The organism is Erythrobacter colymbi (assembly GCF_002155685.1).
Classification (GTDB): Bacteria; Pseudomonadota; Alphaproteobacteria; order Sphingomonadales; family Sphingomonadaceae; genus Erythrobacter; species Erythrobacter colymbi.
Genome location: NZ_MUYK01000002.1, coordinates 1 through 19,307, shown reverse-complemented (window position 1 = coordinate 19,307; position 19,307 = coordinate 1). Strand labels below are relative to the sequence as shown.

The following is a 19,307-nucleotide window of genomic DNA, read 5'->3' as shown; positions in this document are numbered from 1 at the left end:
AGGAGCCGATTGGCACTATGTCCAGCATGGTCCGCAAGCTTGTGATGTCTTCCCGGATGTATGCTGTGATGGCGGGGCTCGGTGCGGGCCTCGCGGTGGCCTCGCCTGCGGCCGCGCAGGACTGGGGTTCGGGCAATGATCTCGTCGCGCGCCAGCCGGCCGCGATCGATGCCGCCCTCGCGCGGTGGGAGGCCTTGCAGGCCGGCCGCAGCTACATGTTCGCCGATTATGCCGGCTTCGTGCTCGCCTATCCCAGCTTCCCGCGCAGCGAGCTGCTGCGCCAGAAGGCCGAGGCCGCGCTCGAGAACGAGGCGCCCTCGCCCGCCGATGTGCTGCGCTTCTTCGATGCCAACCCGCCGCTCACCAATGCGGGCCGCGCGCGCTATGCGCTGGCGCTGGCCGCGATGCAGCGCCCCGAGGCGCTGACCGAGGCGAGGAAGGCCTGGCGCGGCGGGCAGATGGCCGACGCGGTCGAGCTCTATCTGTCGCAGCTTTTCGCCGGGCAGTTCACTCCCGATGACAACACGGTGCGGATGGATGCGCTGCTGTGGCAGGGCAAGGCCGATGCCGCATCGCGCCAGCTGATCAACCTGCCCGAGGCCGCGCGCCCGATGGCGCTCGCGCGCCTCTCGCTGCTGCGCGGCACCCGGCCCGAGGCGGCGGGCGTCGCCGTTCCCGCCGGGGCCGAGGCCGATCCGGGCTATGTCTTCAACCTCGTGAAGTTCCTGCGCGGCAGCGGGCAGAACTACGAGGCGGCGCGGGTCTTCACCAGCCGTCCGGCCTTTACCCGCCCCGCGCTCGATCCCGAGGCATTCATCGGCCAGCTGCTCGGTCTCGCGAAAGACGTTGGTGCGCGCGACGCCGCCAGCATCGCCGGTCGCACGGGCGATCTCTTCGCGCCGGGCACCGATCTTTCGGCGACGAGCTTCGTGCTACGCGACCGGCTGACCGACCTGATGTGGCTCGGCGGCACCAGGGCGCTGTGGGACATGGGCGACGGCACCAGCGCCGCGCCGCTCTTCGCGCGCTATGGCGATGCGGCCAAGACCCCGCTGACCAAGGCCAAGGGCTTCTACTGGGCGGGCCGCGCGGCGCGGCAGGCGGGCGATCAGGCTTCGGCGCAGCGCTGGTTCGAAATGGCCGCCCGCTGGCCCGATTACTACTACGGCCAGCTCGCGCTCTCGGCGCTCGGCCGCCCGATGCCGGCCTTCGCGGGCCTGCCGCAGCCCGCGATGGACGCCGGCGTGCGCGCCGAGTTCGAAGCGCGGCCCGTGGTCAAGGCGATCCGCGCGCTGGCGAAGAACCGCCGCGACTGGCGCACCGAGCGCCGCTTCTTCGAGGCGCTCGGCGACCAGTGCGACACGCCGACCGAAATGCTGATGGCAGGCATGCTCGCCAAGGAAATCGGCTTCGACGAGCTTGCAGTCGTCCTCGGCCTCAAGATGGGCGAGGTCGGGGTTTCGGGGCTCGAGCGGATCGGCTTCCCGACCGTGGCGACGCCGCCCGTCGTCAACGACTGGGTGATGGTCCATGCCATCGCGCGGCAGGAAAGCGAGTTCGACCGCACGCGCGAAAGCCATGCCGGTGCGCGCGGGATCATGCAGCTGATGCCCGGCACCGCGCGCGAGCAGGCGAGCAAGCTGGGCGTGCAATATCTCTCGGCCGACCTCACCGCTTCGCCGCAGTACAATATCCAGCTGGGCGACGGCTATTTCGCCCGGATGATGAGCTATTACGGCGGCTCCTATCCGCTGGCGGTGGCGGCCTATAACGCCGGGCCGGGACGGGTGAACCAGTGGCTCCGCGCCAATGGCGACCCGCGCACCGGCGCGATCGACTGGGTGACTTGGGTCGAGAAGATCCCCGCCGATTTCGAGACGCGCTATTACGTGATGCGCGTGATCGGCAATGCGGTGACCTATTCGCACATGTATCCCGAGCTGGCCGGGATGCCGCGCCCGGTCGACAGCTTCCTGCGCTGAGGCCCCTCGCGATGAAGCCCGCGGGGCCTCCGATCACGCCCGAAGGGATGGCGGCCTTGAAGGCGCGCTACGACCACCTGCTCGGCACCGAGCGCCCCGCGATCGTCGAGATCGTCAGCTGGGCAGCGGGCAATGGCGACCGTTCGGAGAACGGCGACTATCTCTACGGCCGCAAGAAGATGCGCGAGATCGACCGCGAACTGGCGCATCTCGCGCGGCGGATGAAGGTGCTGCGGGTGGTCGATCCGGCCGCCGCAGTGGACCGCAGCCGCGTGTTCTTCGGCGCGCGGGTCACCATCGCGGACGAGGATGACAATCACCAGACCGTCACGCTCGTAGGCGATGACGAGCAGGACGCCGCCAGGGGCCGGATTGGCTGGAACGCCCCGCTGGCGCGCGCGCTGCGAGGCGCCTCGGTCGGGGATGTGCGGGTGGTCGCCCTTCCCTCGGGCACGCGCGAGTGGGAAGTGATGGCGATCGCCTACGATTGATCCGCGCGTGCGAGGTATCGCGGAGGCACGGCATCGACCAGCCACACCCCGTTGCTCGACACAGCGAAGGCATGGCCGTCCGCCACCATCGTCGCCGCATCGACCATGAGGATCACCGCCTCCCCCCGCCGCGCGCCGACCGTCGTGGCGGTTTCGACATTGGCGGAGAGGTGGACGTGGTGGCGCTGCTGCTTCGTCAGCCCCTCGCGCAGGATGGCTTCCAGAAACCGCTCGACCGTGCCGTGATAGAGCATCGCAGGGGGCGTTGCCGCCTCCCAGCTTCCCTCGACCGCGACCGAGTGGCCCTGCCTTGCGCGGATGCGGGTGCCATCGTCCGACAGCTCGAAGCGGCGCTTGTCGTTCTCTGCGACCACCGCTTACAGCATGGCTTCGGAGGTCTCCAACCCCACGCGTGCCAAGGCGGCAAGCACGCCTGCGACGGGCGCTCATCCTGCCGCATCGAGCGTCAGCCCGCCCTTCTCCGGCGCGTGGCGGAGCCAGTAGGACAGGGCGCGCGAGCGTTTGGCGTATTCTTTCGACATGGCGGCAAGCTGTTGCAAAATCGCCGGCCTTGGGCAATCGCTGGCGCCATGTTCGCTCGCGTGTCCCATGTCGCCCTCGCGCTCCTCGCCCTTGCCGCAGCGCCGCTGGCCGCGCGCGAGAGCCTCGGGGTCTACGAAAGCTGGGCCGCCTTCCGCGATGCCGATCCGGCGCGCTGCTATGCCATCGCCAAGGCGCAGGGGAAGCTGCCCGCGCCGGCCTACGCCTCGGTCTCGACATGGCCCGGCAAGGGCGTGCGCGGAGCGGTGCATATCGTCCTCAGCCGGGACGCTGCCGCCAAGGGCAGCGTGAGGCTCACAGTGGGCGACAAGCGCTTCATCCTCGTCGCCAAGGGGCGCAACGCCTGGGCGGTCGACCCGCAAGGCGATGCCGCCATCGTCGCCGCGATGCGCTCTGCGTCACGGATGAGCGTTTCGGCGGGGAGTACAAACGGCGGCAGCTTCACGGATCGCTACTCCCTCGCGGGTGCGGCCACGGCGATCGATGCGGCCACGGTCGGCTGCGCCAAGCGCTGACTGGTCAAACGGGGCACTTGCCCCTATATGGCCGCCACCCATGGCCGATACCGCACTCATGTCCATCCCGGGCCTCGTCGACCCGGTCCCCGCTTCGCGCGACATCACGCCGCGCGCCGATGGCCGTATCGACCTGATCGGCCTGCCCCGCCCGCGCATCCGCGAGATCTTCGAGGAAGCGGGGCTTGACGCCAAGCAGGCCAAGCTGCGCGCCAAGCAGGTGTTCCACTGGCTCTACCACCGCGGCGTCACCGATTTCGAGGCGATGACCGACATCGCCAAGCCGATGCGCCCGTGGCTGGCCGAGCGTTTCGTGATCGGCCGCCCGGATGTGGTCGAAGCCCAGCACTCGGTCGACGGCACCCGCAAGTGGCTGCTGCGCACCGCTGACGGCCACGATTTCGAGATGGTCTTCATCCCCGACGAGACGCGCGGCACGCTGTGCGTTTCCTCGCAGGTGGGCTGCACCCTCACCTGCTCCTTCTGCCACACCGGCACGATGAAGCTCGTCCGCAACCTCACCCCCGGCGAGATCGTCGGGCAGGTGATGCTCGCGCGCGACGCGCTGGGCGAATGGCCGCGCGGGACGATGGTCTCCGACGCCGACGCGATCGACGAGGATGACGAGGCGGGCCACTACACCGCCGATGGCCGGTTGCTCACCAACATCGTGATGATGGGCATGGGCGAGCCGCTCTACAATTTCGATCACGTGCGCGACGCATTGAAGCTGGTGATGGACGGGGACGGCCTCGCCCTGTCCAAGCGGCGCATTACGCTTTCGACCAGCGGCGTCATCCCGATGATGGAGCGCTGCGGCGAGGAGATCGGAGTGAACCTCGCGGTCTCGCTCCACGGCGTGCGCAAGGAAGTGCGCGACGAGCTGGTGCCGCTCAACAAGAAGTACGGCATCGACGACCTGCTTCAGGCCTGCGCCGATTACCCCGGCGCCTCCAACGCGCGTCGCATCACCTTCGAATATGTGATGATCAAGGACAAGAACGACAGCGACGATGACGCGCGTGAGCTTGTCCGGCTGCTCAAGGAATACAATCTACCTGCCAAGGTGAACCTGATCCCGTTCAATCCCTGGCCGGGTGCGGGCTACGAGACCTCGGCACCCGAGCGCATCCGGCGCTTCTCCGAGATCGTGTTCGAGGGCGGCTTTTCCGCCCCCGTCCGCACCCCGCGCGGGCGCGACATCGACGCGGCTTGCGGCCAGCTCAAGACCGCTGCCGAGAAGAAGAGCCGCGCCCAGCGTGATCGTGAAGCAGCGGCAGCCGCAGCGGCGCAGGCTTGAGCACCGACCCCGCAACGATCGCCTTCTACCAGGCCCGCGCGCCGCATTGGGTTTTCCATTCGGGCGAGGCGCACAGCCACCAGCTCGACGCCTTCCTTGATCGCCTGCCCGCAGGCAGCGCCGTGCTCGAACTCGGCTGCGGCGGCGGCCGCGATGCCGACCACATCCGCAAGCGCGGCTTTGCGGTCGACGCGACCGACGCCGTCCCCGCGCTCGTCAAGCGCGCCAACGAGGCTTTCGCTCTGGGCGCAAGGGTGATGGCCTTCCATGAACTCGAGGCCGAGGCCGTCTATGCCGGGATCTGGGCGCACGCGAGCCTGCTCCATTGCCCGCGCGCAGACCTGCCCGATGTCCTCGCCCGCATCCACCGTGCGCTGACGCCGGAAGGCTGGTTCTTTTCAAGTTATAAGCTCGGGCAAGGTGAAGGCCGCGATCTTCTCGGCCGCCTGCACAATTTCCCCTCGCCCGAGTGGCTCTTCGCGGCCTACGCCAAGGCCGGTTTCACCATCGATTCGCACGAAACCTACGCCGGCAAGGCCAGCGACGGGACACAGCGCGACTGGATCGATCTGATCGCGAGGAAAGCATGAGCCGCTGGACCATCGAAGCCGTCTGCACCGGCACCGCCCGCCCGTTCAACGGCGCGGAACTCAGCGCCTTCACCAAGCGGCCGCAGCAAGGCCCCGTCCAGATCCACGCCGAGGGCCTCGCCCCCGACGAACAGGCCGACCGCCGCGTCCATGGCGGGCCGGAGATGGCGCTGCACCTCTATCCGCTCGATCACCATGACTGGTGGCGCGGGCAGATCGGCGATCACCTGCTGCTGGACGAGCCGGGCGGCTTTGCCTCCAACCTCGCGGTGCGCGGGCTGACCGAGGAGCACGTCCACATCGGCGACCGCTTCCGCTGCGGCACCGCGCTGATCGAAGTCAGCCGCCCCCGTGCGCCCTGCTGGAAGATCGAACACCGCTTCGGCCAAAAGGGCATGGTCGCCCGCATCATCGAATCGGGCCGCTGCGGCTGGTACTTCCGCGTGATCGAGACGGGCGAGGTGGAGGCCGGCGATTCGCTCGAACGGGTCGCCATCGGCGCGGGGCAATGGAGCGTCGCGCGGGTGTTCCACGCGCTGACGGCGGGCAGGGCGAGCCAGGAAGAACTCGCCCAGCTGGCCGAACTTCCGGCTCTCAGCACCTATCTGCGCGAAAAGGCCGCAGCCAAACGCAGATGAGGCACAGTTCATCCTGCAAGCCCGCAGTATGAACAAAACCTGCTGTTTCCTGACCGGATCGTTCAGCCACGGTTCTTGTAACCTGAACGAAAACGGGGTCGCTCCACAGCGGAGCCGCTACAAGGACACAGACAATGAAGAACCTCGCACTGCTTGCCGCTACCGGTTCGATGCTCGCCACCGCGCTCCCGGCGCAGGCTGCGTCGTTCGCTCCGGCCCCCGCTCCGATCACCGCGAGCTACAGCGTCGATGCCGCCGGCTTCAACCAGGTCGCGGCCTATGACCACGACGACTGGCGCCGCGAGCGTCGCGACTGGCGCGAAGACCGTCGCCGTGACCGCCGCGAATGGCGCGAAGATCGCCGCGAGTGGGAACGCGACCGCCGCCTGAGCCGCAACGACCGCGTGTGGCGCGGGAATGACGGCCGCTACTACTGCCGCCGCGACAACGGCACCACGGGCCTCGTGGTCGGTGCCGTCGGCGGGGCCCTGCTGGGCCGCACCATCGACCGCCACGGTGACCGCACCGTCGGCACTCTGCTCGGCGCCATCGGTGGCGGCCTCCTCGGCCGCGAGATCGACCGCGGCGAAGCGCGCTGCCGTTAAGACAGGCTGACAGGCGGTGGGCATTGGCCCCGGCAAATGCCCGCCCCGTCGCCGCCTCTCTTTACCCCCGCGACTGCCCTCGGGCAGTCACACAATCCGAAAGCAGCCAAACCGAAAGGAGAACTGCCGTGAAGAAGATCGCTCTCATCCTTGCCGCCGGAGCCATGACGCTCCCCATGGCGACGCCTGCGATGGCCGATCCCCCGCGTCACGCCCCGGCCTGGGGCAAGCGCGCCAAGGACCACCACCGGATCTATGACGACCGGGGCCGTTATTACGAGCCGCGCCGCCTGAGCCGCGGTGACCGGATCTGGCGCGATGGTGACCGCTACTACTGCCGCCGCGACAACGGGACGACCGGTCTCGTGATCGGCGCGGGCGTCGGCGCCCTCTTGGGCCGCACCATCGACACCCGCGGCGACCGTTCGGTCGGCACCCTGCTCGGCGCCATCGGCGGCGGTCTGCTGGGCCGCGAGATCGACCGCGGCGAGCTGCGCTGCCGCTAAGGTAAAGGCCGCAAGGCCGGGGGCGCGCGTTTTGCCCCCTCTCCCCGATTGAAGCGCGCGCCCCCCACTGTTAGCGCTGCTGTCATGGCCCTCTCCCCCGACAGCAGCGCAACCCCTTCCCGCCCCGCCGTCCTCGTGACCGGCGGGGCGACCCGTATCGGCGCGAGCATCATCCGCCGCTTTGCCGCCGCGGGCTGGCATACGGTGATCCACCACAGGAGCTCCGCCGAAGCCGCCGAGGCGCTGGCCGCAACGCTCCCCTCGGCCGAGACGATTTCCTTCGACCTTGCCGATGAACAGGCTGCGATTGCCGCCATCACTGCGCTCGCCGCAAGGCTTCCGGGGTGGCGCTGCCTGGTGAATTCCGCCTCGGTTTTCGATTACGACGGTGTAACCGCGCTCGATCCGGCGACGAACCGGGCAGCGATGCAGATCAACGCGCTCGCCCCGGCCGCCCTCGCGCAGGCCTTCATCGCCCTCACCGCCAAGGCCGGGGGCGTGCGCAGCGTGATCCACGTCACGGACATGAAAATTGAAAATACGAACCCCGATTTCTTCAGTTACACCATGTCCAAACACGCGCTGGCAGCCACCATCGGCATGCTGGCCAAGGGGAATTCAGACACCGGCGTGAAGGTCTATGGCCTTGCACCGGGAGCCGTTCTGGCAAGCCACGACCAGCGCGAGGAGGAGACCGAGATTTCGCACCGGATGAACCTCCTCGGCCGCAAGACCGGCCCTGACGAGATCGCCGATGCCGCGCTGTTCCTCGCCGGCGGCACGCTCGCCAGCGGGCAGAGCCTGTTCATCGACAGCGGGCAGCACCTGCTCGACCAGCCGCGCGACGTGATCTGGCTCGCGCGCGAGGAGGCCTAGGGGGATCGGATGGCCAAGAAGAAGCATGCACTGACAACGCGCCTTTGGCACTGGGTGAACGCGGTCGCGATCATCGTGCTGTTCATGACGGGCCTCAATATCTCGAACGCCCACCGGCACCTTTACTGGGGCCATTACGGCTTCGACGCGAATGACGCGTGGCTGCACGTGATCCGCTTCCCCGGCTGGGCGACGATCCCCGGGCATTACAACCTCGCTCTCGCGCGCGACTGGCACATCACGATGGCCTGGCCTTTCGGGATCGGGGTGCTGTTCATCTGGGTGGCGATGCTGCTCAATGGCCATTTCCGCCGCGATCTGATGACCGCGCCCAAGGACTGGACGCCGGGTGCGGTGATCGCCTCGGTCAAGGCGCATTCGGGGGCGAATGCGGGCGCGCATCATGGCTACAACTCGGTCCAGAAGATCCTCTACGGCGGCGTCTTCGGGGTGCTCTTGCCGCTGATGCTGATCTCGGGCCTCGCGATCAGCCCCGGATCGGGCGGTTATGCCCCATGGCTGATCGACCTGTTCGGTGGCCGCCAGAGCGCGCGTTCGCTGCACTTCATCGCCGCCTGGGGCATTTTCGGCTTTTTCGTGATCCACATCGTTCTGGCGCTCAGCGACTGGCGGCTGATCCTCGAGATGTTCACCGGCGGCAAGCGCGAGGATGGCGCCCCGCCCGCTCCTCCCCAGCCCGAACCCGTTGCCGAACCCGCCCTAGCCGCCGAAGAAGGAGCGCCCGCCCATGGTTGACCTGCCGCGCCGTTCGCTGCTTGCCGGGATGGCCGCTCTCGGCGCCTCGGCCTGTTCCAAGATCAACGATAGCGAGACCACCCAAGAGGTGTTCAAGGCCGCGGAAGACGGTCACCGCGCCCTCCACCGCGCGCTCGCGGGCAAGCAGGGCCTCGCCAAGGAATTCACCCGCGACCAGCGCTCGCCCACCTTCCGCGGCAATGGCTCGGTGACGGTCGCCGATCCCTTCTATCAGGACCAGCTCGCCAAGGGCTTTCCCGACTGGAAGCTGGAAGTGCGCGGGCTGGTCGAGACCCCGCTCGCTCTCAGCCTCGCCGAGGTGAGGGCTCTGCCTCAGCGCACCCAGATCACCCGCCACGACTGCGTCGAGGGATGGAGCGCGATCGGCGAATGGCAGGGCGTGCAGCTCGGCCATCTGCTCGATGCAGCGAAGGTAAAGAAGGAAGCCAAGTTCATCGTCTTCCGCTGCGCCGATCTCTACCACGGCAAGCCCTATTACGAGAGCATCGACATGGTCGATGCCTATCACCCGCAGACGATCATCGCCCACAGCCTCAACGGCGAACCGCTGCCCGAGAAGAACGGTGCGCCCTACCGGATGCGGATCGAGCGGCAGCTGGGCTACAAGCAGGCCAAGTTCGTCCAGGCGATCGAAGCGGTGACGAGCTTTGACCAGATCGGTCAGGGCGGCGGCGGCTTCTGGGAGGATTTCGCCGGCTACCAGTGGTACGCGGGGGTCTAGGTATCGGGAAACGCCCGCTGCATCGTGGTCCAGCCGATCGCGATCAGCTCCTCCAGCACCGCAGGATCGACGTCGGAGAGCTTCTTCACATAGAGGCAGCCCTTGCCCGTCTCGTGCTTCCCGAGCCGCGCCAGCGCCGCCTCGCGCGCGGCGGCAGCGGCTTCGTCGGTGTAGCCCGAGGACAGGTAGAGCACGTGCTTGGCCTTGCGCGGGCTGAACCCGATTTTGAGCGAGTTCACCTTCCGCCCGCTGTCATAGACCGTCGAATATTCGCCGTAGCCGACGATGCTCGGCCCCCACATTTTCGGCGCCTCGCCGGTGACCTTGCGGAACAGCGCATCGAGCGCGCGGGCCTCTTCTGCCCTGGCGGGGGGCTCGACGCTGTCGATGAACGTCTGGGCCGCAACGTCGGTGATCGTCGTCTTCGCTTCGGCCATGTACGCCCCCTGACTACCCGCTTCGTCCAAGTCGATGATATTGCGAAAGCCGGACGTCCGGCTAAGCTTACCTAGACAGCATCCTTGAAAGGAGCCTCATGAGCAAGCCTCTCCTCGACCGATTTCTTTCGCGCGGCGTCAAGCAAGGCCGCCTCGGCGTGGTCTTCGCCGACGGGTCGGCAAACACCTATGGCGTCCCGGCCGAGGGCTTTCCCGAGATCGTGATCCGCTTCACCGACAATGCCGTGCCGCGCGACATCCTGCTCGATCCGCGGCTGGGCGCGGCCGAGGCCTTCATCGAGGGGCGGCTGGTGATCGAGGAAGGCGATGTGATGGGCCTCGTCAGCCTGCTGCGCTCGAACAATCCGTGGGACAAGGGCGGCGACATCGGCCCGCCGAGCGCATTGAAGCGCCTCATCAACAGGGCGAGCTTCGCCGCCGAGCAGATCAATAACCGCGTGGGTTCGAAGAAGAACGTCGCCCACCACTATGACATCGGCAATGATCTCTATGCGCTGATGCTCGACCATGAGCACTGGCAGTATTCCTGCGCCTACTGGCCCGAGGGCGTCACCACGCTTGCGGGCGCGCAAGAGGCCAAGCTCAAGCTGATCGCGAGGAAGCTGCATCTTGCGCCCGGGCAGGAGGTGCTCGACATCGGCTGCGGCTGGGGCGGGATGGCGATCCATCTGGCCAAGCACCACGATGTGAAGGTCACCGGCATCACCCTGTCCGAGGAACAGGCCGCCCTCGCCCGCCAGCGCGTGCGCGATGCCGGTGTGGCTGACAAGGTGACGATCCTGCTCGAGGATTACCGCGACACCGCCGCAAGCGGGCGCCGCTTCGACCGGATCGTCTCGGTCGGCATGTTCGAGCATGTCGGCCGCGCACAGTTCGAGACCTTCTTCGAGGCCTGCGCCAATATCCTCGCCGATGACGGCGTGATGCTGCTCCACACCATCGGCCGCTTCGGCGGGCCGGGTACGACCGACGCCTTCACCCGCAAATATGTCTTCCCCGGCGGCTACATCCCCGCCCTGTCGGAGACGGTCGCAGCCTCGGAGAAATACCGCCTGATCGCCTCGGACGTGGAGACGCTGCGGCTCCACTACGGCAAGACGATCCGCGCCTGGTATGCCAACTGCATGGAGCACAAGGACAAGATCGTCGCGCTCTACGACGAGAAGTTCTTCCGGATGTGGACCTTCTACCTCGCGGGCGCGGCGACCGTGTTCGAGCACGGGGGGATGGGCAATTACCAGATCCAGTACATCCGCAGCCGCCACGCGGTGCCAATCACACGGGATTACCTGCTGAAGGCCTAACCCATCTCTGCCGCGCCGGGACGCTGGCGCGGGCGGTAGACCGGGCCGAAGCCCATCAGCGCCGCGCCCACCAGCGGCAGCGCAATCACCCACCAGCGCACGCCGGTGACGCCTTCGGGGCTGGCAATGGTCAGCCCCGCCGTCGCGCCGAGCCCCGCGCAGATCGCCAGCACGCCCAGCACCGCGCGCAGGCGCGGCACAGTGCGCCCGCCGCGGATCGGGCCGAAGCTCCTCTCGTGCTTTGCGAAGATCCCGATGAAGGGAAGCAGCGCAAGGATGTAGACCGCGATCCAGATCGGGCGCGTGATCCACCACTCGGTCGTGCCCGGCACCGGGCCGAGGCCCCAGCCGCCCAGCACCAGCCAGTCGATCGTCATCACCAGCACGAAGGCGGTAAGGTGCCACAGGAAGACGGTCATGATCATGCCGTTCATCAGTACGGTCGCGGTCCAGATGCCGACGCGGTCGAGCATCCGCCGTCCGGCAGGTTCGAGCGCCAGCACCAGCCCCACCTGCATCGCGCCCAGCGCGAACAGCGCCAGTGTCGGCGGGAGCGAGTTCGAGAAACCGCCCGGCGCCGAGACCATCGAGACGGGGTAGAAGCCGAAGACAGTGATCTTCACGAGGATCGCCAGCGAGACCGCGAACCAGACCCACGCGAACCATGGCTTCTCGAACTTGCCCGCGCGCCACGCGAAGCCAAGCTGGTGGAGCGCGAGGAACACCCACAGGAAGTTGCTGAAATTGACCCAGGGCACTTTCGCCGTGAAGGTCAGCCAGTCGGTCGCCATCGCCAGCGGGATGAACAGCGCAAAGCTCCCCCAGCTAAGCTTGGTCCAGAGCTTCTGCGCAATCGGCGTGAAGGCGGTCACCAGCAGATAGACCGCGAGGAACCACACGGGGATCAGCGCCGCCTCGGTCGCCATGCGGATCTGCGCGCGCGGCAGGCCGACCTGCGTCATCACCAGCGCGAGGCTAGCCCAGAGCAACAGCACGGGGAAAGTCGGCGTGATCAGGCGCTGCACGCGGCTCGCCAGCCAGTCGCGGTAGACCCCGCTCTGCCCCGGCGCAGCCTTGCGCGTAGTCGCCTCCCAGCTCACCTGATTGGCATAGTCGCCGACGAGGAAGAACACCGGCATCACCTGGAAGCCCCATGTGAGCCAGTGCGCCCATTGCGAGATCGAAAGCAGATCACCGCGCCTGAGCTCGCCCGCCGCATCGATATAGAGGCCCGCCATCAGCCAGTGGCCGATCACCACCGCCATGATCGAGACCGCGCGCAGGAAATCCACCCAGCGGTTGCGCTCGGGCGGGGTCATTACCGCCAGTTCGCGCGCCTTGCTCCACATCTGCAACATATCGGACCCCAGTCACGCGGCCGAATTGCGCCGCATGGCAGGGGTTTAGCAGCAAATTCTGAAAGGAGGATTGCCGCGCGCGGCATCATCCCCAATCAGCAGCCGCAAAGCGCGATTGCCCCCGCGCCCCCGCGCTGTTAGGGGCGCGCGCGCATTCAGTTCCAAGGAACCCCTCCCATGGCTCAGCCCCAGAAAGTCGTCCTCGCCTATTCGGGCGGTCTCGATACCAGCGTCATCGCCAAGTGGCTGAGCGTGGAGCGCGGGCTCGAGGTGGTGACCTTCACCGCCGACCTTGGCCAGGGCGAGGAGATCGAGCCCGCGCGCGCCAAAGCCCGCGCGATGGGCATTCCCGACGATCACATCTTCATCGAGGACGTGCGCGAGGAATTCGTGCGCGATTTCGTCTTCCCGATGATGCGCGCCAATGCCCGCTATGAGGGCGACTACCTACTCGGCACCAGCATCGCCCGCCCGCTGATCTCCAAGCGCCTCGTCGAGATCGCGCACCAGACCGGCGCCGATTTCATCGCCCACGGCGCGACCGGCAAGGGCAATGACCAGGTGCGCTTCGAACTCAGCGCCTATGCGCTCGATCCCGACATCAAGGTGATCGCCCCGTGGCGCGAGTGGAACCTCACCAGCCGTACCGCGCTGATCGCGTGGGCCGAGGCGCATCAGATCCAGGTCCCCAAGGACAAGCGCGGCGACAGCCCGTTCTCGACCGACGCGAACCTTCTGCACACCTCGTCCGAGGGCAAGGTGCTCGAAGATCCGTGGGAGGAGACCCCGGACTACGTCTATTCGCGGACGGTCAACCCCGAGGACGCGCCGGACGAGCCGGAATACATCACGGTCGACTTCGAGAAGGGTGACGGCGTGGCCCTCAACGGCGAGGCGATGAGCCCCGCGACGCTGCTGGCGGCGCTCAACGACCTCGGCCGCAAACACGGCATCGGCCGGCTCGATCTGGTCGAGAACCGCTTTGTCGGCATGAAGAGCCGCGGGATGTACGAGACCCCCGGCGGCGAGATCTATGCCCGCGCGCATCGCGGGATCGAGCAGATCACGCTGGATCGCGGCGCGGCGCACCTCAAGGACGAGCTGATGCCGAAATATGCCGAGCTCATCTACAACGGCTTCTGGTTCAGCCCCGAGCGCGAGATGCTGCAGGCGGCGATCGACCACTCGCAGGACAAGGTCACCGGCACGGTGCGCCTCAAGCTCTACAAGGGGCTGGCAAGCGTGGTGGGCCGCAAGTCGCCCTATTCGCTCTATTCCGAAGCCCACGTCACCTTCGAGGACGATGCGGGTGCCTACGACCAGAAGGACGCGGAAGGCTTCATCAAGCTGAACGGGTTGCGCCTGCGTCTGCTCTCACGCCGCAACCGCGACGCCTGATCGCGCCAAGCCGACAGGGGAAAAGCGAGTCGCTGCGGTCGCCGCAGCGGCTGGAGGCCTCTAACGTGACAGCTTGAAGGCGGTTTCGTTCCCGCTCTTTGCTCCGCTTCGCGACAAATGCGACGAAGCGTTGAGTTATCCACGCGTGTCCACAGGCCAAATCGCCCGAAGTGGAAAACTAACCCGCCGGAATGTTGTCAGAACGCCGATTCAGGCGCACTTTGAACCTGTCTTCGGGACACGAAGCAACCGGAACGGAAGGCCGCAAGGCTCTGACAAACCGGAGGTTTTTATCCCAAGGATGGCGGTGGCATCTGTCCACGCGCCGATCTGGAGACGGCATGCAGGAGGCTTCGGCCAAAGGCAAGTCGGCTCAATTCAAGGATCGGAGCGACGCGGTGGCACCGGACAGGCCCAGAACCTGGCCGAGCGGAAGTGCAGCGGAAACGGCGTAAGCCCCCAAGCCGCAGCTCTTGTGAACGGTAAAGGGACGAAAGCCTCGGCAGATGCGAAGGCGCGGCGGCGAAAATCGGAAGGCTTCGGCCGGAAGACGGACGCAGAACCAAGCCGGAGCGAAGCCGGATGCCGGCGCGAGCGCCGGTGACAAATCTCTGGCAGGCCGGCCGCAAGGCAAGGCAGCGAGAGGCTAGACATCGGGCGCCAAGCATGGCCCCAGGCAGATGAAGCGGAAGGTTCGCCGGACGCATCACGAGCAGGGGTCATCCACACGCCGGTGAGAGTGGGGTCGGCAGCAATGCCGGCCCCATTTGCATTGCATCTCACCCTTTCCGGCACCCCGGCGAGCCGAGTCGCCCGCGCAAACCCGGCTCAAATCGGCCTCCAGCGCCCCTCACCCGTCAACGGTTCATCGCGTTTCAGGGGCAGGTCATGCTTCACCGGAAGCTGGGGGACGATGAAATCCTAACCTGGTTTGCCTTCCACAGGCCCGCTTCTGTATCCGCGCCGCCATGCGGACGGGAAATCGCATCGAGGGCATCGCAGCCCGCAGCTTCGCCAGCCGGAGCGTGCAAGCGCTGGTGGTGGCAGGCCTGCTCGGCCTCGCCCCCCTGACCGCTTCGACCGCCGCCGCGCCCGATGCCAACGCCGCCGGTGTCGATGCCGCTACCAGCGCCGCCGTGATCGAGCTCGTCCCGCTCCAACCGACCGCCGAAGTCACCGCGCCTGTCCTCGCTGAACAGCCCGCGCCGTCGGCTCCGCAGGAAACCGTCGTCGGTCGGGGCAGCGCCTCCTACTACGCCGCCCAGTTCGATGGCCGCCGCACAGCCAGCGGCGAGCGGTTCGACAATGACGAGATGACCGCCGCGCATCGCACCCTGCCCTTCGGCAGCCGCGTGCGCGTCACCAACCTCGCCACCGGCCGCAGCGTCGTGGTGCGCATCAACGACCGCGGGCCCTTCACCCGCGGCCGCATGATCGACGTGAGCCGTGCGGCTGCCGTGGAACTCGGCCTTGTCGCTCGCGGTCACGGCGAAGTGGAGCTGGCGCTGATCGCCGACTGATCGGCCTTACGGATTGGCCGAATAGGTCATCCCGAGCGCCGAGGTATCCCCGTTGATCGTGAGCTTCAGCCGCGCGGTTTCCATGCTGCTGGTGTTGCGCAGCAGCGCCTGCTCGCCCGGCCCGAAGGACGCGTTGACAGCCCCGCCCGGCGCCACGGTACCGCGTTCGACCGGCGCCTTTCCGCCCTCGCGCAAACCATAGACCACCACGGCCACGCGCCCGGTGTTCTTGCCCGTCACCACGAAGCCGCCCTTCTGCCCGCCGCCGAGCTCGAAGGTCTGCCCCGCCTCGATCTGGAGCTGCGAGTTGATCTGGCCCGCCGACACGCCGGTGCCGAGTGCCGCCAGCGCAAGCACGGCAGCGATCATGCGGGGGGAATTGCAATAAGCCATAAGGGCGCTCCTTCGCGCTGCCCCGTCCGCATGGAGCTACGGCCGCCTCGCTTGGCCGGATGCGCCGTGCCTGACGATATCCGCCATCCGCCCCCTTGCGCGCGACATGCGCAAGATTAGGACAGGCCCGCCGCGGGGGCGCGGCCATCCGGGGGGACCTTGCCATCTCGTACACGCTACTCCTCATCCTCGCCTATGTCGCGGCGCAGGTGGCGCTGGCGGTGCGCGCCGGGCGCGGGACCAAGTCCGATGCCGACTACCTTGTCGCCGGCCGCTCGCTCTCGACCTTCGCGGTCGCCATGTCGCTGTTCGCCACATGGTTCGCCTCGGAGAGCCTGATCGCCACCTCGGGCGAGGTCGCAGCCCAGGGCCTTGCCGGTGCCCGGGCGGAGCCCTTCGCCTATGCCGTCGGCATCCTCGCCATCGCGGTGTTCTTCGCCTTCCGCCTCCGCAGCGGGGACTACATCACCCTCGCCGACTTTCTGCGCGACCGCTTCGGCACCGGGACCGAGAGCCTCGCCGCCGGCGTCATCGCGCTGTCCGCCACCACCTGGTCGGCCGCGCAGCTCTTCGCCTTTGCCACCATCATCGAGGGCACCTCGGGCCTCGGCTTCACAACCGCACTGCTGGTGGGGACGGTGCTGGTGATGGGGTATACCCTCTATGGCGGCCTTGCCGGGGACGTGGTCACCGACATCCTTCAGGGCATCGTCATCGTCGTCGCGATCGCGATCATGTTCGTGCTGATGGTCATCGCCTTCGGGGGCCCGGCGCGCATGTGGGACACCCTGCCCGTCACCGTCTTCACCTTCACCGCGCCGGGCGAGAGCTGGACCGATCGGGTCGAGTTGTGGCTCATCCCCATTGTCGGCACCATGGTCAGCCAGGAGGCGCTCGCCCGCACGCTGGCCGCGCGTTCGCCCGCGGTGGCCCGCAAGGGCGCGCTGTGGGCGGCGGGGATCTACCTCACGGTCGGGCTCGTCCCCGTCAGCTTCGGCCTGTTCGGCCCGCAGCTCGCCCCGATCCTCGGCGTCGAGCTGGGCGCGGACGAGGCCTTCCTGCCCTCGCTCGCCAAGGCGGTGCTGCCGGGGTGGCTGATGATCATCTTCACCGGAGCGCTGGTCTCGGCGATCCTGTCATCGGTCGATTCCGCCCTGCTCGCGGTCTCGGCCGTCGTCACCGAGAGCGGGTACAAGCGCTTGAATCCGCAGGCTTCCCCCCTCGCCCTGCTGCGTGCTGCGCGCACGGCGACCGTGGCGGCGGCGGCGGTAGCGGCGTGGCTGGCGATGCAGGGGGAATCCCTGCGCAACCTCGTGCTCGATGCGGGCGCTATCGCGGCGGTGCTGGCAGTGCCGATCGTCGCGGGGCTGGCCGGATGGCGCTCGTCCGGGCGGGCGGCGATCGGGGCGATCCTGGTGCAGATCGCGGTGCTGGGAGTGCTCGACAAGCTTCTCGCGGTGCCGGGCGCCTTCCTGTGGATGCTCGCCGCCGGGATCGCCACCTTCGCTGCCCTCGCCGCGACGGAACGCCGCGCGGAGGAGGGTCTGGAGGGGGTCTGACCGGGGTCTGGCGGAGCCTGGAGGGGGTCTAACACCCGCCAAGACGCGGCTAGACGCACCCTGGCACAGGGGTAGATTTCGGACTTGTCCCGTATTTTCAGAGATTTGGCCGTCCGAAGCCCTGCTCCGGAGCCTTTCGCAGCCCCTCGCGCCCCGCCCTTCGAGCGGACCCCAAGCGGCGGGAAAAGCCTCACGCCCCCGCCCCAGCCCTGCGAACCCTGATACTCCCGCGCCTCGCCGTAGGAAAGCAAAGCGCAGCCAAGGCGTTACCTAACAATTGCCTAAAAATAACTGCATCGCATCTAAAACCCCCGCTTCAATCGTTTGAAGGTTAGCGTCCGCGCTCGTGGTGTAATTTCTGGTGTAGATTGAGATGATCGCATGGGGTGGGGCATGCCCCACCCCATGCGATTTCGATCTCGGTGGCCACCGGGCTCATCGGTAAGGTGGAGTTACCACACTTCACACGCCCACCGAGGAGTTGATCCCGATGACCGACGACAGACTACCGCTTGCCGAGCTGATGGCGAAGACTGGAGATGGAGATTTCCTGCGCACGATCGCCGAGAGCGTATTACAGATCATCATGGAGGCCGACGTCGATGGCCTGGTCGGCGCTAGCCGACACGAGCGCTCCGGCGACCGGACGACCTGGCGGAACGGCTACCGCGACCGCAGCCTCGATACCCGGCTCGGCACGCTCAACCTGAGGATTCCCAAGCTACGGACCGGCGCCTACTTCCCTGGCTTCCTGGAACCCAGGAAGACCGTCGAGAAGGCGCTGGTCGCGGTGATCCAGGAGGCGTGGATCGCCGGCGTCAGCACCCGGCGTGTCGACGAGCTGGTGCAGGCCATGGGCATGACCGGCATCTCCAAATCCTCGGTGTCCAAGCTGTGCAAGGATATCGACGAACGTGTCCATGCCTTCCTTAAGCGGCCGCTCACCGGCGACTGGCCCTACCTCTGGCTCGATGCTACCTACCTCAAGGTGCGCGAGGGCGGGCGGATCGTCAGTGTCGCCGCGATAATAGCCGTTGCCGTCAACACCGAGGGCAAGCGCGAAATCGTTGGCCTTCACATTGGACCCTCCGAAGCCGAGCCATTCTGGTCGAGCTTCCTCAAGGACCTCGCACGCCGCGGACTGACCGGCGTGAAGCTGGTCATCTCCGATGCCCACGAGGGCCTCAAGGCAGCGATCACTCGCGTGCTCAGCGCCACCTGGCAGCGGTGCCGCGTCCACTTCATGCGCAATGCCCTGGCCTACGTGCCCAAGGGCCAGAACACCGTCGTCGCCGCTGCCATCCGCCAGGTCTTCCTCCAGCCCGACCATGCCGCCGCGACACAGGTCTGGCGCCAGGTCGCCGACCAGTTGCGTACCCGCTGGCCAAAGCTCGGCGCCTGCATGGACGATGCCGAGCACGACGTGCTGGCCTACATGACCTTCCCCGAGCAGCACCGCGTCAAATTACATTCCACCAATCCACTGGAACGCCTGAACAAGGAAGTGAAGCGCCGCGCCGATGTCGTCGGCATCTTCCCGAACGAGGATAGCATCATCCGCCTCGTCGGCGCCGTCCTGCTGGAGCAGAATGACGAATACCAGCTCCAGCACCGCTACATGCAGATCGAGGGCATGGCCGCCCTTGCTACACCAATGATCGAGGAGGCACAGCCGCTACAGATTACACCCAAGGCCGCCTGAAAATGCAGCCCGCTGGCCACACCCAATTCTACACCACATTGACGGACGCGACC

Annotated in this window: 21 protein-coding genes; 16 read left to right on the top strand and 5 right to left on the bottom strand. The window is 67.2% G+C overall.

The features are described 5' to 3' along the window. The first annotated feature begins 17 nt into the window (after nucleotides 1-17). Both BZF57_RS03375 and BZF57_RS03370 read left to right on the top strand, forming a co-directional pair. Nucleotides 18-1,982: a lytic transglycosylase domain-containing protein gene (locus tag BZF57_RS03375; RefSeq protein ID WP_240505837.1), complete on the top strand. Its 1,965-nt coding sequence runs from the start codon at nucleotides 18-20 to the stop codon at nucleotides 1,980-1,982. Between the two features lie 11 nt (nucleotides 1,983-1,993). Continuing rightward, nucleotides 1,994-2,473, top strand: coding sequence for a GreA/GreB family elongation factor (locus tag BZF57_RS03370; protein ID WP_086734689.1), 480 nt, complete (start codon nucleotides 1,994-1,996; stop codon nucleotides 2,471-2,473). Here BZF57_RS03370 and BZF57_RS03365 read toward each other — a convergent pair. Together BZF57_RS03365 and BZF57_RS21575 are read right to left on the bottom strand one after the other, a co-directional pair. Beyond that, a complete protein-coding gene (locus BZF57_RS03365) occupies nucleotides 2,464-2,847 on the bottom strand; it encodes an RNA 2'-phosphotransferase (RefSeq protein ID WP_206073187.1) in 384 nt (127 codons plus the stop codon). The genes BZF57_RS03370 and BZF57_RS03365 overlap by 10 nt on opposite strands. Nucleotides 2,848-2,919: 72 nt before the next feature. Beyond that, the gene (locus BZF57_RS21575; protein ID WP_240505836.1) at nucleotides 2,920-3,015 is read right to left on the bottom strand and encodes an RNA 2'-phosphotransferase; all 96 of its coding nucleotides are present in this window, start codon (nucleotides 3,013-3,015) and stop codon (nucleotides 2,920-2,922) included. A 48-nt stretch (nucleotides 3,016-3,063) separates the two neighbouring features. Between BZF57_RS21575 and BZF57_RS03360 the strand changes: the two genes are divergently transcribed. The 9 genes from BZF57_RS03360 to BZF57_RS03320 all read left to right on the top strand — a co-directional run bounded on the left by BZF57_RS03360 (nucleotide 3,064) and on the right by BZF57_RS03320 (nucleotide 9,562). After that, on the top strand, nucleotides 3,064-3,549 hold the full coding sequence (locus BZF57_RS03360; RefSeq protein WP_206073186.1) for a hypothetical protein: 486 nt from the start codon (nucleotides 3,064-3,066) through the stop codon (nucleotides 3,547-3,549). A 40-nt stretch (nucleotides 3,550-3,589) separates the two neighbouring features. Further along, nucleotides 3,590-4,849 carry a dual-specificity RNA methyltransferase RlmN gene (rlmN, locus tag BZF57_RS03355; RefSeq protein ID WP_086734687.1) on the top strand — a complete coding sequence of 420 codons (1,260 nt, stop codon included), beginning with the start codon at nucleotides 3,590-3,592 and terminating at the stop codon, nucleotides 4,847-4,849. After that, nucleotides 4,846-5,439 (top strand): class I SAM-dependent methyltransferase, encoded by a 594-nt coding sequence (locus BZF57_RS03350; protein ID WP_086734685.1) that lies wholly within the window; start codon nucleotides 4,846-4,848, stop codon nucleotides 5,437-5,439. The genes rlmN and BZF57_RS03350 overlap by 4 nt, the downstream gene beginning before the upstream one ends. Further along, on the top strand, nucleotides 5,436-6,077 hold the full coding sequence (locus BZF57_RS03345) for an MOSC domain-containing protein (RefSeq protein ID WP_086734683.1): 642 nt from the start codon (nucleotides 5,436-5,438) through the stop codon (nucleotides 6,075-6,077). Before BZF57_RS03350 ends, BZF57_RS03345 begins: the two co-directional genes overlap by 4 nt. 134 nt (nucleotides 6,078-6,211) lie before the next feature. Continuing rightward, complete coding sequence (locus BZF57_RS03340) at nucleotides 6,212-6,682, top strand: glycine zipper 2TM domain-containing protein (RefSeq protein WP_086734681.1); 471 nt, start codon at nucleotides 6,212-6,214, stop codon at nucleotides 6,680-6,682. A 128-nt stretch (nucleotides 6,683-6,810) separates the two neighbouring features. After that, nucleotides 6,811-7,188 (top strand): glycine zipper 2TM domain-containing protein, encoded by a 378-nt coding sequence (locus BZF57_RS03335; protein WP_086734679.1) that lies wholly within the window; start codon nucleotides 6,811-6,813, stop codon nucleotides 7,186-7,188. An 84-nt stretch (nucleotides 7,189-7,272) separates the two neighbouring features. Then, the gene (locus BZF57_RS03330; protein ID WP_169712925.1) at nucleotides 7,273-8,064 is read left to right on the top strand and encodes an SDR family oxidoreductase; all 792 of its coding nucleotides are present in this window, start codon (nucleotides 7,273-7,275) and stop codon (nucleotides 8,062-8,064) included. Nucleotides 8,065-8,073: 9 nt separating this feature from the next. Beyond that, nucleotides 8,074-8,820 carry a cytochrome b/b6 domain-containing protein gene (locus BZF57_RS03325; protein ID WP_086734676.1) on the top strand — a complete coding sequence of 249 codons (747 nt, stop codon included), beginning with the start codon at nucleotides 8,074-8,076 and terminating at the stop codon, nucleotides 8,818-8,820. Then, nucleotides 8,813-9,562 carry a molybdopterin-dependent oxidoreductase gene (locus BZF57_RS03320; protein WP_086734674.1) on the top strand — a complete coding sequence of 250 codons (750 nt, stop codon included), beginning with the start codon at nucleotides 8,813-8,815 and terminating at the stop codon, nucleotides 9,560-9,562. The genes BZF57_RS03325 and BZF57_RS03320 overlap by 8 nt, the downstream gene beginning before the upstream one ends. Here BZF57_RS03320 and BZF57_RS03315 read toward each other — a convergent pair. Further along, the gene (locus BZF57_RS03315) at nucleotides 9,559-9,999 is read right to left on the bottom strand and encodes a DUF1801 domain-containing protein (RefSeq protein ID WP_086734673.1); all 441 of its coding nucleotides are present in this window, start codon (nucleotides 9,997-9,999) and stop codon (nucleotides 9,559-9,561) included. The genes BZF57_RS03320 and BZF57_RS03315 overlap by 4 nt on opposite strands. Nucleotides 10,000-10,097: 98 nt before the next feature. Between BZF57_RS03315 and BZF57_RS03310 the strand changes: the two genes are divergently transcribed. Continuing rightward, nucleotides 10,098-11,324 carry an SAM-dependent methyltransferase gene (locus tag BZF57_RS03310; RefSeq protein WP_086734671.1) on the top strand — a complete coding sequence of 409 codons (1,227 nt, stop codon included), beginning with the start codon at nucleotides 10,098-10,100 and terminating at the stop codon, nucleotides 11,322-11,324. On the opposite strand, the gene BZF57_RS03305 is transcribed toward BZF57_RS03310, so the two are convergent. Continuing rightward, the gene (locus tag BZF57_RS03305; protein ID WP_086734668.1) at nucleotides 11,321-12,682 is read right to left on the bottom strand and encodes an acyltransferase family protein; all 1,362 of its coding nucleotides are present in this window, start codon (nucleotides 12,680-12,682) and stop codon (nucleotides 11,321-11,323) included. The genes BZF57_RS03310 and BZF57_RS03305 overlap by 4 nt on opposite strands. Nucleotides 12,683-12,859: 177 nt before the next feature. Between BZF57_RS03305 and BZF57_RS03300 the strand changes: the two genes are divergently transcribed. Together BZF57_RS03300 and BZF57_RS03295 are read left to right on the top strand one after the other, a co-directional pair. Beyond that, complete coding sequence (locus tag BZF57_RS03300) at nucleotides 12,860-14,080, top strand: argininosuccinate synthase (protein WP_086734665.1); 1,221 nt, start codon at nucleotides 12,860-12,862, stop codon at nucleotides 14,078-14,080. A gap of 968 nt (nucleotides 14,081-15,048) precedes the next feature. Next, complete coding sequence (locus BZF57_RS03295; protein WP_086734662.1) at nucleotides 15,049-15,600, top strand: septal ring lytic transglycosylase RlpA family protein; 552 nt, start codon at nucleotides 15,049-15,051, stop codon at nucleotides 15,598-15,600. Nucleotides 15,601-15,606: 6 nt separating this feature from the next. Here the strand turns inward: BZF57_RS03295 and BZF57_RS03290 are convergent, their stop codons facing one another. Next, nucleotides 15,607-15,969, bottom strand: a complete 363-nt coding sequence (locus BZF57_RS03290) for a hypothetical protein (RefSeq protein ID WP_086734659.1) — start codon at nucleotides 15,967-15,969, stop codon at nucleotides 15,607-15,609. A gap of 119 nt (nucleotides 15,970-16,088) precedes the next feature. Here BZF57_RS03290 and BZF57_RS03285 point away from each other — a divergent pair, with 119 nt between their 5' ends. Beyond that, a complete protein-coding gene (locus BZF57_RS03285; RefSeq protein ID WP_143738328.1) occupies nucleotides 16,089-17,552 on the top strand; it encodes a sodium:solute symporter family transporter in 1,464 nt (487 codons plus the stop codon). Between the two features lie 490 nt (nucleotides 17,553-18,042). Then, entirely contained in the window at nucleotides 18,043-19,254 is a 1,212-nt protein-coding gene (locus BZF57_RS03280) for an IS256 family transposase (RefSeq protein ID WP_011950834.1), read from the top strand. The last annotated feature ends 53 nt before the right edge of the window (nucleotides 19,255-19,307 follow it).